The following is a 16,791-nucleotide window of genomic DNA, read 5'->3' on the forward strand; positions in this document are numbered from 1 at the left end:
GAACGGTGATAGCAGCAAGCTTGATCCTACCAAGTCTACTCTGGCCGCTAACCCGGTGAGTATCGTAGCGAACGGGACGGCGACCTCGGTGGTGACTTTGACCCTGAGAGACGTCAACAACAATACGGTAAGTGGTCAAACCGTTGCCTTCGGAACCTCGTTGGGAGCTATAGATACGGCGACAGAAACGGTGGCAGGCTCCGGTATTTATACGGCCACCCTGACCGCAGGTACGCAGGCGGGTATGGCGAATATCACCGTTAAGGTGAATAGCAATCCGCTGAGTAATACCGCGACGGTGACGTTGAACGGTGATAGCAGCAAGCTTGATCCTACCAAGTCTACTCTGGCCGCTAACCCGGTGAGTATCGTAGCGAATGGGGCGGCGACCTCGCTGGTGACCTTGACCCTGAGAGACGTCAACAACAATACGGTGAGTGGTCAAACGGTGGCTTTTGCAACCTCGTTGGGAGCTATAGATACGGCGACAGAAACGGTGGCAGGCTCCGGTATTTATACGGCCACCCTGACCGCAGGTACGCAGGCGGGTATGGCGAATATCACCGTTAAGGTGAATAGCAATCCGCTGAGTAATACCGCGACGGTGACGTTGAACGGTGATAGCAGCAAGCTTGATCCTACCAAGTCTACTCTGGCCGCTAACCCGGTGAGTATCGTAGCGAATGGGACTGCGACCTCACTGGTGACTTTGACCCTGAGAGACGTCAACAACAATACGGTGAGTGGTCAAACCGTGACCTTCGCAACCTCATTGGGGGCTATAAACACCGCGACTGAAACGGTGGCAGGTTCCGGTATCTATACGGCCACCCTGACTGCCGGTACGCTTGCCGGTAAGGCTAACATCACCGTCAAGGTGAATGGCAATTCCCTGAGCAACACTGCGACGGTGACGTTGAACGGTGATAGCAGCAAGCTTGACCCAGCCAAGTCTACCTTGATTGCTAACCCGGTTAGCATGGTAGCGAATGGGACGGCGACCTCCGTAGTGACCTTGACGCTGAAAGACGTCAACAACAATACGGTGAGTGGTCAAACCGTTGCCTTCGCAACATCATTGGGGGGTATAGATACGGCGACTGAAACGGTGGCAGGCTCCGGTATTTATACGGCGACCCTGACTGCCGGTACGTTGGCGGGTACGGCGAATATCTCCGTCAAGGTGAATGGTAATACCCTGAGCAAAACCGCGACGGTGACGTTGACTGCCGATCCATCTACTGCTGCAATCACCGCTTTGACTTCTACTGTACCTAAGGTTGCGGTGGCAGTAGTCACGGATAGTGGTAACAACCCAGTTCAAGGTATGACAGTCACATTCAGTGTGCCGGGTGGCAGTGGCGTATCTTTTGTCTCGGGTAATACCGCAGTCACTGATGCAACGGGTAGCGCTTCGATCAACTTTACTACTACCGATGCTGGTGCTGTTACTACGCTTACCGCGACGGTGACGAATAGCAGTAATCAGGTAAGCAGTAAAACTTTGAATATTGAGGTAGCGCCAAACTTTGCTAAAGCAACGGTGGATACCCAATTGAACTCTTCACCGTCACTGTTTGGTATCGCAAGTGGTTTCCCGACAACAGGGTTTACCAATGCGACCTTCCAGTTGGCACCACATGGTAATACTGCGCAAAACAGTAATTATACCTGGACGAGTAGTCAGTCATCTGCCGTGTCAGTGTCTAATACTGGGGTCGTGACAATGGCTTCACAACCTAGTGGTGAAGTGACGATTACGGCTAAATGGAAGAGTGATACTTCGGTAGTGTTTACCTATAAGTTCACGGTAAAAACATGGATTGCCTATGTTTACAATGGGATATCATCAGGTTCGGCGGCTATTGCTACCACCAACTGTATTAACAGTGGTTATGCAAGGATACCGACGATGGATGAGATGTTACTGACTACCCCAGCCAGTGGTAATGGGCAAAGAGGGCTCGGCGCTGTTTGGGCTGAATGGGGTAATCTGGCTAACTATCCTGGTTCAGGCTTCCCGGGTGCTCAACAGCGGATCTGGGTAACAACAGATACCGGAACAGGGCAAGTTCAGGTGACATCAGGAAATGTCTCCACCGCGATTCCTGCGATCTTGGCCTGTATGAAGTAACAGGATTGACGATGTTTTGCCGCCCTTACCCAGGGCGGCTAATACTGAATATAAGCAACAAAATTTGGGTATTGGAAATAAGCAGGCGAACTTACTAAGTTCGCCTGTTTTTGTAATCAAGACTCTAAACTGCTACTCCATTGAACTTGGGTATAGTCACCAAAGAACCCTTGGGGTCACTTCGGCTTACAATTTTTGGTACCAAGGCAATTCGCCCATACGCAGATGAGTACAGCCGAACGGGATCATAATAAGTTCGGTTTCCTCTCCTTGCACAGATAGCGGGCTCTGTGGTGGTGCGCTGGCGAGACAAGGTACTGCAGACTGCCAGTTGGGCAATTGAATGCCTTTGATCCGCATGGTGGATGGTGGGTTCTCTCGGCTAAAGGGGATGGCCCCCGGTATCGCCAAGATGACCTCGACACTGCTGGGGTCGATTGCCCAGTTCCACGCTGAGGTGGGTGTCACGCTGTAGTCACAGTGCGGAAACTCACGGTACGGCTTATCGCTATTGATGCGTTGCCATTCCTCTTCCAGCGGCAGGGCATAGACCAATGGACCATAGCTGAGGGCCAGCGCCCCTTGCTCACGAGATTCTTGCTGTAACTGGAAGTCGAACTCGATGTCGATTTGATGGCAGCCTTGCCAGTTGCGCTGTATCACCACCTCTTGCCGTGCTCCGCTACTGAAAACGGCACCATCTAGCCGGATAACTGTCCGTTCTGACCAGGACGGAATGCGCAGGCGCACGGCAAAGTCAGCATCGTTATCGCACTCGAGTGTGATGCACACACGGTTTGCGAAGGGGTAGTGGCTGTTATTGATGACCTTGACCGCTTGCCCTTTGAGCTGGGTGGTGAACTCGAGGGGTATATAAGAGACCGCGACCAATTCCTCTGCACTTTGTAACCAGGCATGGGTAGCAAATTTGGGCAGCCCTTGATGATAGTTTGAGGTGCAGCAGCCGAAGTGCGGCATCAAACCGTAGGTATTGGCATCAGGATCATTGGTATTCCATGGCATATCGGGGTCAACCACACAGGCAACCTGGTTGACCTGTTGGTTATACTGGTGCGCCCACATATCCCGGGTGAAATAGCCCGGCAAAGCGTTAAAGGCGATCTTCTCAAGGCGATCGGCAAAACTGAGATCCCCATAGATGGTGATCAGTTGCTCCAGTGAGTACATATACTCTACGGCGGCACAAAGCTCGGTACCGCGTAATGGGCTCTTACCTGCCAGGCACTCGTCACCGGTGAAGGTCCCCACAGCGGTACCATGGTGGCGATCCAGTTGGTTGATAAAGTCATAAGGTGTTTGCCGATCACGCGCTTCACCGGTCAGTTTCCACACCAGGGCATAAGCCTTGACAGCCATGGCATTGTTGACCACATGGCTCATAAAGTTCCACGCCCCTTTGGGTGTGGCTTCAGTACAGGGCCAGGCAGCAATGAAGCGTTGCCAGTTGAACCCTTGTGCCTCCAGCTTGACACAGAGGTCCAACAACCAAGGAGCCGGTTTGCGTTCATAGAGCCAGAAGATGGCAATAAAGGACTCGAACCAGCGGGCTTGACCCCAGTCGAACAGCGGGGTCCAGTTGATAGCGCCCTCTATCTTGCGTAGGGCCCGTTCCACAGCCGCTTCAACCCGCGCATCTTCCGTAAAGGCGTGGTATTCGATCAGCATTTTAACTGCCAGAAACTGTGCCCAGATATCGTATCCTTCTTTGGCTTCTGGATTGACCGTGTTGGCATTTTTAGGGCCAAGCCAGCCATCTTCCTGCTGATGGGTGAGGATATAATCGACATAGCCGGTGATGCGTGCGATTAGCCCCTCATCACCGTTCAACCAGGCAAGCGGAATGCTACCGTCGAGCCAATAGGGCGCGCGTTCCCACCCTTCGGAATCGCCCCCGAACCAGGCGCTATCTTGTACATCAGGCCAGAATTGGTCGAGATGACCACTCATGCCGTTGCACTGGATGGCTAACTGGTCGCGTAGCCAACCGAGCGGCTGTAATTGATGCAATGGAATACGACTATAGGCGTTCGTTGTAATCATCAGGATGCACCTTTGATATCTGACGGGCCCGATGGGGACTTAGCAGACACTGAGCCCTTGAAGAACAGCATAAAGCTGAAAGCAACCAGCAAGTTGAAGGCGGCAAAGGCGATCATAATGCTACGCCAGTCACGAATGCCATCATGAGTAAAGAATGCGTCGATCATCCAACCACTGGCGAAGCCGCCGAGTGTTCCGCCGACACCGATAATCATCACTTGGAGCAGGCCTTGTGCTGTGGCCTTCATGCCGTTATCAACGTTGGTTTCGAGAAATAGGGAACCTGCCAGGTTGAAGAAATCGAAGGCAACGCCCCAAACCAGCATGGAGAGGATGATCATCCACCACAGCTCGCCAGGGTTACCAAAGCCGAGCAGCAACCAGCGGGCAACCCAAGCCAGCATACTGATGAGCATGACGGTTTTCACGCTGTAGCGAGTCAGGAAATACGGCACGAGCAACACAAAGAACATCTCTGACATCTGGCCGATAGAGACGATCACCGCTGGGAAGCGGATCATGATGCTGTCGCTGTAAAGAGGATTACTGGAAAAATCATGCAAAAAGGTACCGGCATAGGCATTGGACAACTGCATGCTAACCCCGAGCAAGCCGGAGAAGATAAAGAAGGCACCAAACCGTTTGTCGGCAAATAGCTTACCGAAGCTGAGGAACTGTTGTGCGACCGAGCCGGCAGTTGAACCGCTTGGGCGACACTGCGGCATGCTCATGGCGAGCACCGCTACAGCCAACGAAGAGGCTGCTGAAATATAAAACTGAAGGGGAGAGGTCTCTAACCCGGAGAGGCTGGTCAGCCACATGCCGCTGGCAAAGCCCAGGGTACCAAATACCCTAAGGGGCGGATATTCCTTGACGATATTCATGCCAGCTTGGGTCATGACACTGAAGGAGACCGAAAATGCAAGGGAGATGGTCGGGATATAACAGAGCATGTTAACCAGCATCAGCCAGAAGAGCTGTTGTGGCGTTTCCATTTGGGGGACCATAACCATGCTTGCGGCACAACCGAGTTGCAGTATGGCGTAGAGGCGTTCAGCGTTAATCCATTTGTCGGCCACGATCCCTGCCAGCGTAGGCATAAAAAGGGCGGCAATACCAATGGTGGCGAAGATGCTGCCAAATTCAGAAGCACTCCACTGTTTGGTGTGCAGGCAGTATGCACCGACTGATATCAGCCAGCTTCCCCAGGCCAGAAATTGTAAAAATTGCAGCCCTGCAATCTTGATTTTTAGTGGTTTCATATAATGTTACTCATATTATGTATGTGGCTGGGTTGATTGTTTCAGTCTACTTATGACCTGACTCTCTGTTTGTTCCCTGAAAAATGGCCCCAAAGGCATCTATAAGCGGCTAAGCCGGGCTTGGCCTGGGGCAGGCAGTAACGAAGGTGATGGTGGAGATCATCAAGAAAATGCCTAGGAAAATTTTACCCGAGGGATGGTAACTAAACTGTGATGTTGTTTGCAAAAGAGATGTAAGCGATTACAATTTATTGTTAACCCCTTCCTTTACACCTGCCATTCACCTCTTTTTATTCTTATTGTTACTTTACAAACAGCATGATTAATCAACAGTAATTGAATAAAAACAATTAGATATATTTTATTGTGTCGAGCATTCACAAAAAGGCTTATATCATAAATGACTTTGGTAGCGATACCACCAAGTAAGAGTGCTGATAAATAAGTAAGCGTGATGATAAAACAGACGATGCCATGTTGGTGATGACTTGGGCGTTCACTGAATCCCCGGCGTTTTATCCAGTGAGATGAGTTTTAATGCTCAGCCCAGTAGGGCGAATATTCTGGCGGGTTGCGTAAAATTGTGTGGCGAATAGCTCTGTCCGCAGCAGAAAATTCAGCGCCTAGTACAAGCGCAACCATGGATTCGCCAGTTTTATTGGCTGTAATAGGGGGATAGCGCGGAAACTGATACACAAAATTAGCCAAAGCAGACTAAAAAGATTTATCATCCCTATAGCTCGGCATGCTATTACTGAAACTTCACTGATTTTGTCAAATAAACTTATTTTTATCCATGTTTATTCAAGCTGCAGGAGGATAGTAATAGAGTGGTAAGTTGAATGGTCTGAAAGATCGGTTAATCACCGGTTTGAATATTACAATGTTACATCATTAGGGTAAATTAACAAGGAAGTGATTCCTGGCCTATTTAAAAACCACTTTCACTACTAACGAGTATGAGGCTAATTAATCCAATAACTTGATAGGGAATACTAGACTCACAAGTACACCTGCAACTTGATATATGACGGATATATACATATACAGGTGACACTATGTTTAATATTTATAGTACTAACTATCTATCCCTAAGTAATGAGGTGTTCGAAGATTTATCTATGTTAAGAAAGACCACATTTAAAGATAGATTGCAATGGGCAGTGACTTGCTCAGATGACAAAGAAATTGATCAGTTTGATAATGAAAGGGCCAACTATATCTTTGGAGTTGAACAGGATATGGTTATATGTGGAACCAGGATTATTGATATGAAAGATAGCAATATGTTAGACAGTACATTCTCATCGTTTTTTAATAATGTAACGATCCCAGAAGGAAGCTATATTGAATCTACACGATTCTTCGTCGATAAAAAAAGAAGCCGCACCCTGCTAGGGAGTCACTTTCCTGTTACTATGGTGCTGTTCCTGTCACTGATTAATTATGCTCGGCTACATCATTATGATGGCATTATAGCCGTTGCAAGTCATTCAATGATGCAAATCATCAAAACTTCAGGTTGGGATGTTACCGTGTTAGCGACTGGCATGTCTGAAAAAGATGAGCCTGTTTATCTATTACTGGGTAATGTAGATATTAACAGTCAATATAACATAAAGGAAAAAATAAACAGCCGGTATATCATGCCGGATGAAAGAATACTAAGTGATTGGCCACTGTCATTTGAGCCTTCAATTAATTAATCAACTGGTTTAATCAGTTGAAGTTCCATCCCTAGACGTATTGCATGCCGAGCATTCGTCACTCCCATTTTCTTAACGATGTTTGCCATATGAAATTTGACCGTAGACATCTTTATACCCAGGATAATCCCGGTCTCTTGATAGGTTTTCCCCATGCTTGACCAATAAAGGATCTCATTTTCCCTCGTGGTAAATTGATACCTGGTTTCACTGTCAGAGAGCTTTTTTTCTGATAACGAGGTTAATGCAAGATACATCTCATGTACTGAGGCTAATAATATTGAAATCTCCCCTTTATTTTTGATTAAGGCTTGTGTGACTTCAGCGCTGCGCTCTGGCGCAATAATAAAGGATAAAGTAACCAGATTGTTGTTAAAATCATGTAACACAAAGGTATACCCATTGGTTACAGAAAATTCACGGGCCTTATTAAAAATTTCATGGGATTGATGCCCTGGAGCAATGGGCAGATTTTCATCCCATGAGAATGGAGTCAACCGGTTAAGCGCAGTGATGACCACGGGGTCAGTATATTGCAAGCCTTTTTCTTTATAATGGTTGACCCAATCGCTAGGGTAGTTGGTCACTCCATAGATACAGGACATATCCCTTTTAGATAAAACCACATAGGCCCAGACAAACTCACCAATAGCATTTAATGCTTCTTCAAGGTGCTGTCGAATAATACTACTGACATTATTTTCCTGTTCCATCAATAACTCCCAACTCGTCAAATAGCCCTATGTATACTTGCCTCACCCTCGCTGGACAAGGGCGGAGTGACAAGAAATTTCAGTCGCATCACTCATGTACTTCTAAAGAAAAAGACTTGGAGATAGGTGGCATTCCCCGCTAAGGGTATAAAAAACAGTGGATTGTGTCGAGCCCTGACCACTAAAAAGTCAATATCGGTTGCCTAAAACATCGTCTCATAAAAGTACATCGTCTATTTTTCCACAAAAATAAAAGATAAGCCCTGTATGCGGTCACTAATTGGATTTGCATCTCGAGCACAAGTCAAAAAAAACGCTCAAAAAACAAGCACAAACCGAAACGGTACCGATGCAATAAGTACGACGAGTATAGTAGGTTATATTGAAGAGAGATCAATTTTATCCCAAATAGAGCAAAACACTGCATTGCTGCACCGGTTCCAAGGGTGGGCTGCCATCCAGTGATACCACCACCTTATTGCAAGTAGCAAGTTTCCTGCCATAGACAAATGTTCAAGAATGCATCTTTGTGAACGGAAAATATGCATTCAGAATGTCAGAGCGCGCTTTATTGAGAATAGGGGGTTGCTAAGGGAAAACTATTGGTACATAATGCAGACCGTGTTGACAGCCAATGTTGTTAAATAACGTTGAGTATCAACAAGTTGAACCAGAGTGTGGAAACCTTTCTTGCTTGTGGTTTGAAGTTAAAACAGATAATTATCAGCTTTAACTTGAAAAACCAGATGTTTGAAAAAACAAATGCTTGAAGAAGTAAATGTTTGAAGACCCAAATGTTTGAAGAAGTAAAGAGTACCAAGGCGCGTTAACAAAGCGGTTATGTAGCGGATTGCAAATCCGTCTAGTCCGGTTCGACTCCGGAACGCGCCTCCAATTTTCAGCCCGGGTGGTGAAATCGGTATACACAAGGGATTTAAAATCCCTCGGCGGCAACGCCATGCGGGTTCAAGTCCCGCCCCGGGCACCATTTCGAAATCATAGACGCAAAAAGCGTCTATTTTTTTGCCTGAAACCCATGGCATCACTCACTTTTCTCTCTTCAGTTGGCTGGGCAATGTCCTATTCACCCGACACGGAACTGACGGTGAAGGTGTTACTGATGGCGTGGGAGTTACGCGGTCGTCCTACAGGTGTCATGTTCCAGAGTGATCAAGGAGGCCACTATACCGGCCGTAAATACCGCCAAGTGCTGTGGCGTTATCAGATTAAGCAGAGTATGAGTCGGCGCGGTAACTGTTGGGATAACAGCCCGATGGAACTGTTCTTCAGAAGCTTGAAGACGGAATGGGGACCGATCACGGGTTATCAAAATTTTATTGATGCCAAAAATGCGATTACCCGCTATATCACAGGGTATTACAGTGAACTCAGACCCCATTGGCATAACGGCGGTTTAACACCAAATGAGTCAGAGCGGCTGTTCCATGAACAGTCTAATGTAGTGGCCAATATTGGTTGACCACTACAAGATTTTTATGCTTTTTAATCTGGTTGTTTAAACTCAATTTTAAGGGTCAGTCGAGGTGCAGATGGTCTGATCGGACACCTTGCAGTCTGTCGCACCCGATGCGGTGCAGGCTTGCCGAGCAGAGGAGACCGCCTGTTCTTCAGGGGTTACATTGACGGGCGAATAAAAAAAACGTTGTTTGCTAGGCGACCACGCTAAACCTGTACACCCCGTATGCCACGACACCACATATTGGCAATTGCCATAATTTTTATCACAGTTGCTTGAGGCTTCTTGCCCCGCTTTGCCCGGATCGTTAACTAGGCTGCTGATCCATACCTGACCCGCATTAACATTGCCAAAAATGGCACGATAGTCTGTGGGGGATTTTTTATCATACCCACTGTAGGTGCATTCAACCTGGTCACCTATTTCTCCTTTCATTTTACAGTCTTTGGCCCCCGAGGCGGTGCAAGCCTGCATGGCAGAGGAGATGGCCTTGTCTTCTAGTTTCAGCCCTTTAGTGGGGGTGGTATGAAAAAAACGTTGTTTGCTAGCTGACCACGCTACCGCCATGCATCCGTCTTGCCACGTTACAAGCAGTTGGCAATCACCAAAAGATCGATCACAATTATCTAATGCCTCTACCTTTAGGGTGGGGATAGATAGGTCTCCGCCGTAGTTAAACGATATGTTCCCTTTTTTGGCGTTGCCATAAATGACTCCGTTATACACTTCAGGGATATAAACCGATTCTCTATCACTTGAGGCGTTGTTGATTCTATCCCATGCTTCATCGTCGAGTTCTTTATTCAGATCAAAAGCACTGGCAAGGATAGGAACGCTTATCATACTGATAAGCAGTAATAGAGCCGCTAATTTTTTCATATACCACCTGTAAAAATACGACGAAAAGTTGGCAAAAAATGTTTTTTTCGGAACATGAGTACCAAACATAGGGCGGGCTTATATAGGTCCATATTTATTTACGCTGCCTTCTACAATGATCGTGGCGCTTTGAGTTTATCCACCGGTATATGGAAAAGGGACTGAAGGAAATTACGCTTCCTCCAGAAAGTTCCGGTAAAAACAATCTTCAAGATCTTTCCAGGATCGCCCCTCTTGTAAACTCAGTTCAATTAAAAATTATCCATCACCTTGACTGTGGCCCGTGGGTGGTAGTGAAGCATCTAGGCACCAACTTGTGAACTTCAAGAATGTCAAGTAGTTTTCTACATATTGAGTAGGTCAGCATGGCGCTCTAGCAGCTTAAACAACTTGACTAGCGCCAGCGGCGGTTTGGTCTTGCCATTCTCATAACGTGGGAAGGCATTAACGCCACGGCCAAAAAGTTCAGCGGCCTATCGTTGGTCAAGTTACTTATTATTTCATAACCTCCGATATAGCGATAGCTTTAGTTACGCTTTGAACAAAAGCTTCTCGGTATAGATCAATGGGTACAGGATTACCGCCCTCAGCGACACCATTTATATAAAGGTGCCCATACCAAGTACCATCTTTAAAAATGCTAAAGAGGCCATTCTCATTAGCTTTTACATATTCGACTCGGGAACGCGCCTCCAATTTTCAGCCCGGGTGGTGAAATCGGTATACACAAGGGATTTAAAATCCCTCGTCGGCAACGCCATGCGGGTTCAAGTCACGCCCCGGGCACCATTTCGAAATCATAGACGTCAACCGACGTCTATTTTTTTGCCTGAAACCCATGGCATCACTCACTTTTCTTCCTTCTATACTCTCTGTAAGTCAACGCAATTCAACCTATTCAAGCTGTTTGCAAGTATACATTTGGGTATATACGTTGCTTCTATGATTCTCTGTATACTCACCGCAAGCACATGCGAGGACATGGATATGGGCCTGACAGATATCAAGGTACGTTCGGCAAAACCAGAAGGCCAAGAGTACTCATTGACTGATGGAGATGGCGGGTCAAGATCAGGCAGGTATATACTGGCAAAAAACTTTTGCTATTCAAGGATGCAAAAATGAAAATCAGCAAGAAAAATGCCGTGGTAGTGCGTAAAGCACTCGACAGTTGGGAGGAGGAAGGGGCACTTAGCGCTGAACAACATCAACAACTGCTGCAAAATATGCAGGTTCAATCTTTTGACTGGCGTCGACTGGCGCGTTATTCATTTCTAGCTGCCCTGGTTTCACTGTTGATCGCGATTACCAGCCTGTTCACCGACACTGAGTTGTTGGAAAAACTCAGCGCACTGTTCCGCTTCGATGCGTCCGTGCGTATGGTAAACGCCGCGATACTGGCGACTCTTTCCTATATCTGGGCGTTTCGTCGCCGCATACGTTACCCTGACAAACGTTACAGTAACGAAGCCATCCTGTTTATTGGTGTGCTGCTGACCGCCTGCTCATTATGGCAACTGGGGGTCTGGCTGGATAATGGCAGCGGGCGGGTGTCTAAACTGCTGATAATGGGCGCAGTGTTGTACGGGGTTATCGGCTGGTTCAGCCGTTCTGGGCTGGTTTGGTGGTTTGCCTTGTTATCACTCGGTAGTGCCTTTGGCGCAGAAACCGGCTACATGTCTGGTTGGGGGGCCTACTGGCTGGGCATGAGTTATCCGATCCGTTTTATTGCTTTCGGTCTTGTCCTGATCGCTGCCGCATTTATGCTGAAACCTGCGTTGGTCAAACGTGGGCTGGAGCGGGTTTCACTGGTAATGGGGTTGCTGTATCTGTTTATCGCACTGTGGATCCTGTCGATATTTGGTAACTATAGCGATCTTGACCGTTGGAACAACGTACGCCAGATCGAACTGTTGCATTGGAGCCTGCTATTTGGCATCGCGGCAGCCACCGCTATCTGGCTCGGGCTAAAGCAAGACGATGGCGTGTTGCGTGGATTCGGGTTGACCTTCCTCGGTATTAATCTGTATAGCCGTTTCTTCGAGTTGTTCTGGGATAGTATGCCAAAAGTTATTTTCTTTGTTGTGCTGGGGATCAGCCTGTGGGCATTGGGTCACTATGCGGAAAAAATTTGGCAGTTAGGTCGCCAGCCGCAGGATGTGACAGATTGATACCAGCTAATTTTTTCTAAATTACCGCTCCTATTACCATTCCGCAATCTTGTCACGTTTGCAGGGACGACTGGAAGCGGAGCGTAATGCCAAAGGCATTGACCTGGATGAGCGGGTTGCCGGGCTGAAAGTGGGCTGGGAGCCCACAGAGTGGGCTCCCAAAACGTGCGTTCGAACTTAACTATAAGACGTAATACTCAAAAAATGAGGGATTACGCAAAATTAAGGCGTCGGACAAAAACCTATCAAAGATAAATTATAAATCTGGCCACTGTTGTTAAAGAGACCATCTTTCGGCAAGTCATAACCAGCATGGAAGAAACACTCTTCACGAATCTCACTCACCAAACCAAGTGAACTGACCGCTTTAAGATAAAATGTTTCATATTCAGGAGCAATCCATTCAGGAAGAACGGCTAGAGGATAAACCACTCCTGCAGGAATAATCGCAGAAACAATAGACGGCTGTGTAGGCAAGTTTGGCTCCCAATATTGAGACCCCACTGATACTTCACATTCTTGAATAGCAAAATATTGTTGAAGGTTCTGATAGTCAATTGCTTGAGGATCGCAACGAACATAAACATAATTCTGGTTAATTTTTTCCGGCTGAGCAGCAAAGGTCATCACTAACTTATTTTCATTCAGTGACGCATTGCTAGCTTCCGCAGTATATTTCCAAATCTCACCATTTTCTTTGGATATGTACTGATACGCGCTCCAATTAATCAATTGCGGTGCCTGTAGCGTATAAATGACAGATCCATCAGCAGGTAAACTATATTGGTCAACCTCTGTGCTGCCATTGAGTGTTATCTTGGCGTTACAGGCGATTGGTGTCGAGTCAGGTAACTGACATTGGGCGGTAAATTGATAAGGGGCAGATAAAGGAATAGATATCGAGCCAGGAATCACAACACCCGATCCCGTCGTATCCAATGGGTTCGTAATTTTGCCCATCAGACGTTTATTATCTCCTGACAAACCCATCGCTTTCCAAGTGATCGCCTTAACCCGATCGGGCATATTATAGGCTGTCTCACCTTCAGCACCAATGTTATTGCTTTTTACCAGTTTTGAGCCGTCAACGAGTACTACAGAAGCGGTTATGCTACAGGCAATAGGTTTGGATTCGGGATCTACGCATTGCAAGAAAGTACTGCCAGCAGATTCAAATTTAAAATCCCAGTTCCATGATGAGAAATGCGGCACGGTAGCTTCTACCATCAACATTTTCTCGCCGTCGCGGGTTATCACGATTGCCGACCCTTTGACATCAGGCGTTTCTTCCCATAGCCCCAGGCTTTCGTTGAAGTACCACATTGGGATTTTGCCACCTGCCGATAAATCATGACCATCAATGTTGGAGAACGGCAAGCTCATCTGCAGGGTTGCGGTTTTACCTTCAGCTAAATTCAAGGCGTTACCGGCTTCATCATAAAAAGCGACGGCCATTAGCCCTGCGCTGATCAAGTCAACCTCTTGGCTATCTGCGGTGATAGCGCGTCCATTGGCAGGCATGGCTTTCAGGTCATCGCTGTCAATATTCCAAGGCGTCAATTCAACTCGCGCTTTGCCTGTTGCAGGGGTTCCGTCCGCATTAACCAATGCAGCCTCAGGCAGAATAACGTGGGCATTCATAGTCAGGCTGGAAATACCTTGCGCTTTTTCAATATTTTCAAGGTATTTGGTTTCTGTTACTGGCATCAAATGTATGACAATCGGCGGCATTTTTTTCTGCACCGCAACTTTGACTGCTTGCGTCACATAACCCGCTTTTTTCACTTTCACCACCCAGAAACCCTTCTTATCCGCAGGAAGAGTAGAGAGTTGCGCTACGCCATTTTGGTCGCTGGATGATACCTTTACTTCATCAAAGAATATTTCAGCGCCAGACAGGATAATGCCATCTTTGCTTTCCGTAATAATATCTAGAGTCGCAATCTCTGGTGGAACAACAGGCTCTGGGTCTGGAACAGGTGGAACAACAGGCTCTGGAACAGGCGGTGTAACTGGATTGACCGGTGGGTTGGTGTCTGAAGATTCTCCCCCACCAGAATCGCAGGCGGACAACATAGCAACAAATATACCGATGCATAAAGCGCGTAAGAAACGTATTTTGTTCACAGCATCTCCTTCCTAGAGTTATTGTTAGGGCAATTATTATATTTTATAGTGCAAATATCGCTGGTACCTTTCAGAAAGCATAGATGCGAACTTCCTAGCTTATCCTAATCTGGTTTACCCAGCGTCCGGGAGTTCGCCTATTACCATCTACTTATATTCTGAAATCTATTAGATATATCGTTTTGAATTCTTTATTGCGCTTCCTGTTGTCAGCTTATCCTGTACCTGTTGAACCCGCTCCATACACTGGCAGTGTAGTCGCGCATCCACGGTGACTGATTGACCCTTGCTAATGGTCAAGGGAGCAGCCAGGTAGCCAGTAATAGCGTATCAATAAGATCAGCAGTATCGATATATTGTCCTTTCCGGTTAGATACGACGACGGCCTGCCATGAATATTAATGTGGCTAATGAGTGTATTCCGAACAACAGATATTATTCAAGTTAAATAGTTAGCAGACTGGGGGTACGTCACGGTAAGTGAGATGGGGGCTGTTGGGATGGATGCGTGAAGTGTTGATGGTATAAATACCTGCGCCTAATACCGCTCCACTTTTGTTAAGCCAGGTTTATTGCCAGGGAACGGTGAGGCGGCTTTCATGAACTGACCCACATTTTTCAGCAATTGCCACATTGTCCGGCAACGGTGATTACGTGTGACTGTCTCATGTAAAGCCAGCCACAGAAGCTCTATTCTGTTTACCCATGGTGAGTATACTGGCTGATAAATAACAATAAACTTCGGGTTCCGTCGCAACCAGTTCAATGTTTCTTTACTCTTGTGAATGATGTAATTATCGACAATCAGCGTAATGGTTTTGGCACTTCGATATGTGCTTCTCAGCTTGCATAACAGGCTAATGAATAAACTCGAGTTTTTATGTGTCCCACTGACATAATCAACCCTACCGGTTCCGGCATGAAGGGCTCCTGCGAGATAATGTTTTTCATTCTTGCCCGGTGTAGCGATGCGTTTCTGTTGACCCTTTTCTGCCAGTCGGCACCTATTTTAGGATTCAGGTCGATGTCCACCTCATCTTCATAAAAAACGGGATGCTCTGGACTGTTATTGTTCAATGCGGTTTCGATAGTCGCCAGTTTTTCCTCTTTATGAGGATCTCGTATGTGCAACGTTGGGGCCGCTCTACGCCATACAATACCGGCTCTTGGCAACCAGCGCCGAAGTGAGCCAGGATGTAACGTTGAGTTAAATAATTTATTAATTTCAATCGTTAACATCTCTGTATTCCATCGAGAACGCAGATAGCCAAAGTCCTAGGGAGAACGCTGAACGAGCAAATCAAGCATTTTCAACATCGCCTCTGTGGGCCATTTTCTGGGTCGTCCAGGTGAAAGACTTTCCAATCCTTCATAGCCGCATAATGTGAACAAATTCACCCACCGCCCGACAGAGGAACGGGCGGCACATAAGGTCTTAGCTACGTAAGTCAGTGTGTTGCCACGGTGTAACATCAACATGGCGATAAGGCGTCTGGCATAATTTTTATCTGGCGTTTTCTGGACAATTTTTTGCATCTGGCGTCGTTCATGTCGGGGTATGGATGCTATGATCGGCATAACTCAGTCCGGTTGTGAGGATTTGTGATGTTTGGCGATTGATCAGATCGCTCAAACCGGATTGAGTTCCCTTCAGTGATCTACTATTTGGCGCAGGTATTTAGGTTGTTGAGTATGTGGCTCTATCGTGACATACAATTGCGGTATGGAAAGGATTTGTCTTGTATCAGTACTTGGCTAGCATAAGAGACAGTTGCACATATGGGTCGATTACTTGGGTAACCTATTTTGTAGCAACGCTTAAGTGAACCACATGAACACTTCAATAAAACGAAACATTAGATGCATTTTTAAGCATTTAAATTGCCATATTTTGATCCAAAACAATGTATCTCCCATCGTACTTGTCGACAATGAAATGTCAAAAATCGTAGGTCTACAAAAAGGAGATTTATTGAATGATTTACAAAAAACCTGAAGTGCTAGCACAAAGCACTACTCAAATGGCTGAATGTCGTCCAAATAATAAGCCTAGCGGAAGACCTTGTAATCCACCAAAACCAAGTGGACGCTAATTAGTTACTTGTAATCTTCATCTCTACAGGTAAACTGATATATTTGGCATTTTTAAGAAAAAGCCTCTTGATATTAACCGGTTAGACTTCTAATACCAAGAGGCCTCCTCGACCTGAACGAGTGAAAAAGCTTAAATCACAAAAAATAGAGGATATAAATGTCATATG

Annotated in this window: 9 protein-coding genes, 3 tRNA genes and 2 pseudogenes; 7 read left to right on the forward strand and 7 right to left on the reverse strand. The window is 46.6% G+C overall.

Translation table 11 applies throughout. The annotated features are described in order from the left end of the window. On the forward strand, positions 1-2,134 hold a 2,134-nt coding region (locus tag IO95_RS22455), incomplete at its 5' end, for an invasin domain 3-containing protein (RefSeq protein ID WP_200874200.1). A 186-nt stretch (positions 2,135-2,320) separates the two neighbouring features. Here the strand turns inward: IO95_RS22455 and IO95_RS22460 are convergent. Continuing rightward, positions 2,321-4,195 (reverse strand): beta-L-arabinofuranosidase domain-containing protein, encoded by a 1,875-nt coding sequence (locus IO95_RS22460; protein WP_023490291.1) that lies wholly within the window; start codon positions 4,193-4,195, stop codon positions 2,321-2,323. Beyond that, a complete protein-coding gene (locus IO95_RS22465) occupies positions 4,195-5,457 on the reverse strand; it encodes an MFS transporter (protein WP_023490292.1) in 1,263 nt (420 codons plus the stop codon). The genes IO95_RS22460 and IO95_RS22465 overlap by 1 nt, the downstream gene beginning before the upstream one ends. Positions 5,458-6,515: 1,058 nt before the next feature. On the opposite strand from IO95_RS22465, the gene IO95_RS22470 reads away from it, so the two are divergent. Next, positions 6,516-7,163, forward strand: a complete 648-nt coding sequence (locus IO95_RS22470) for an acyl-homoserine-lactone synthase (RefSeq protein WP_037387277.1) — start codon at positions 6,516-6,518, stop codon at positions 7,161-7,163. Here the strand turns inward: IO95_RS22470 and IO95_RS22475 are convergent. Next, positions 7,160-7,876: a LuxR family transcriptional regulator gene (locus IO95_RS22475; RefSeq protein ID WP_037387281.1), complete on the reverse strand. Its 717-nt coding sequence runs from the start codon at positions 7,874-7,876 to the stop codon at positions 7,160-7,162. The two genes, IO95_RS22470 and IO95_RS22475, sit on opposite strands and share 4 nt — an antisense overlap. An 820-nt stretch (positions 7,877-8,696) precedes the next feature. Between IO95_RS22475 and IO95_RS22485 the strand changes: the two genes are divergently transcribed. The 3 genes from IO95_RS22485 to IO95_RS22495 all read left to right on the forward strand — a co-directional run bounded on the left by IO95_RS22485 (position 8,697) and on the right by IO95_RS22495 (position 9,356). Next, positions 8,697-8,770 (forward strand) — tRNA-Cys (locus tag IO95_RS22485). Between the two features lie 7 nt (positions 8,771-8,777). Further along, positions 8,778-8,864 (forward strand) — tRNA-Leu (locus IO95_RS22490). Between the two features lie 48 nt (positions 8,865-8,912). Beyond that, the gene (locus tag IO95_RS22495; RefSeq protein ID WP_072011713.1) at positions 8,913-9,356 is read left to right on the forward strand and encodes a DDE-type integrase/transposase/recombinase; all 444 of its coding nucleotides are present in this window, start codon (positions 8,913-8,915) and stop codon (positions 9,354-9,356) included. A gap of 48 nt (positions 9,357-9,404) precedes the next feature. Here IO95_RS22495 and IO95_RS22500 read toward each other — a convergent pair whose 3' ends face one another. Next, positions 9,405-10,232, reverse strand: coding sequence for a DUF4189 domain-containing protein (locus tag IO95_RS22500; protein ID WP_023492847.1), 828 nt, complete (start codon positions 10,230-10,232; stop codon positions 9,405-9,407). Between the two features lie 344 nt (positions 10,233-10,576). Further along, positions 10,577-10,693, reverse strand: a pseudogene (locus IO95_RS26575) (type II toxin-antitoxin system MqsA family antitoxin); the annotation flags it as partial. A gap of 241 nt (positions 10,694-10,934) precedes the next feature. Here IO95_RS26575 and IO95_RS22510 point away from each other — a divergent pair. Both IO95_RS22510 and IO95_RS22515 read left to right on the forward strand, forming a co-directional pair. Next, positions 10,935-11,021: transfer RNA gene (locus tag IO95_RS22510), tRNA-Leu, on the forward strand. Positions 11,022-11,353: 332 nt separating this feature from the next. Then, positions 11,354-12,403 (forward strand): DUF2157 domain-containing protein, encoded by a 1,050-nt coding sequence (locus tag IO95_RS22515; RefSeq protein WP_023492676.1) that lies wholly within the window; start codon positions 11,354-11,356, stop codon positions 12,401-12,403. A 222-nt stretch (positions 12,404-12,625) separates the two neighbouring features. Here the strand turns inward: IO95_RS22515 and IO95_RS22520 are convergent, their stop codons facing one another. Beyond that, positions 12,626-14,530, reverse strand: a complete 1,905-nt coding sequence (locus tag IO95_RS22520) for a hypothetical protein (RefSeq protein ID WP_023492677.1) — start codon at positions 14,528-14,530, stop codon at positions 12,626-12,628. 538 nt (positions 14,531-15,068) lie between these two features. Beyond that, positions 15,069-16,108, reverse strand: a pseudogene (locus tag IO95_RS22530) (IS630 family transposase). Positions 16,109-16,791 lie beyond the last annotated feature (683 nt).

The organism is Serratia sp. DD3 (assembly GCF_000496755.2).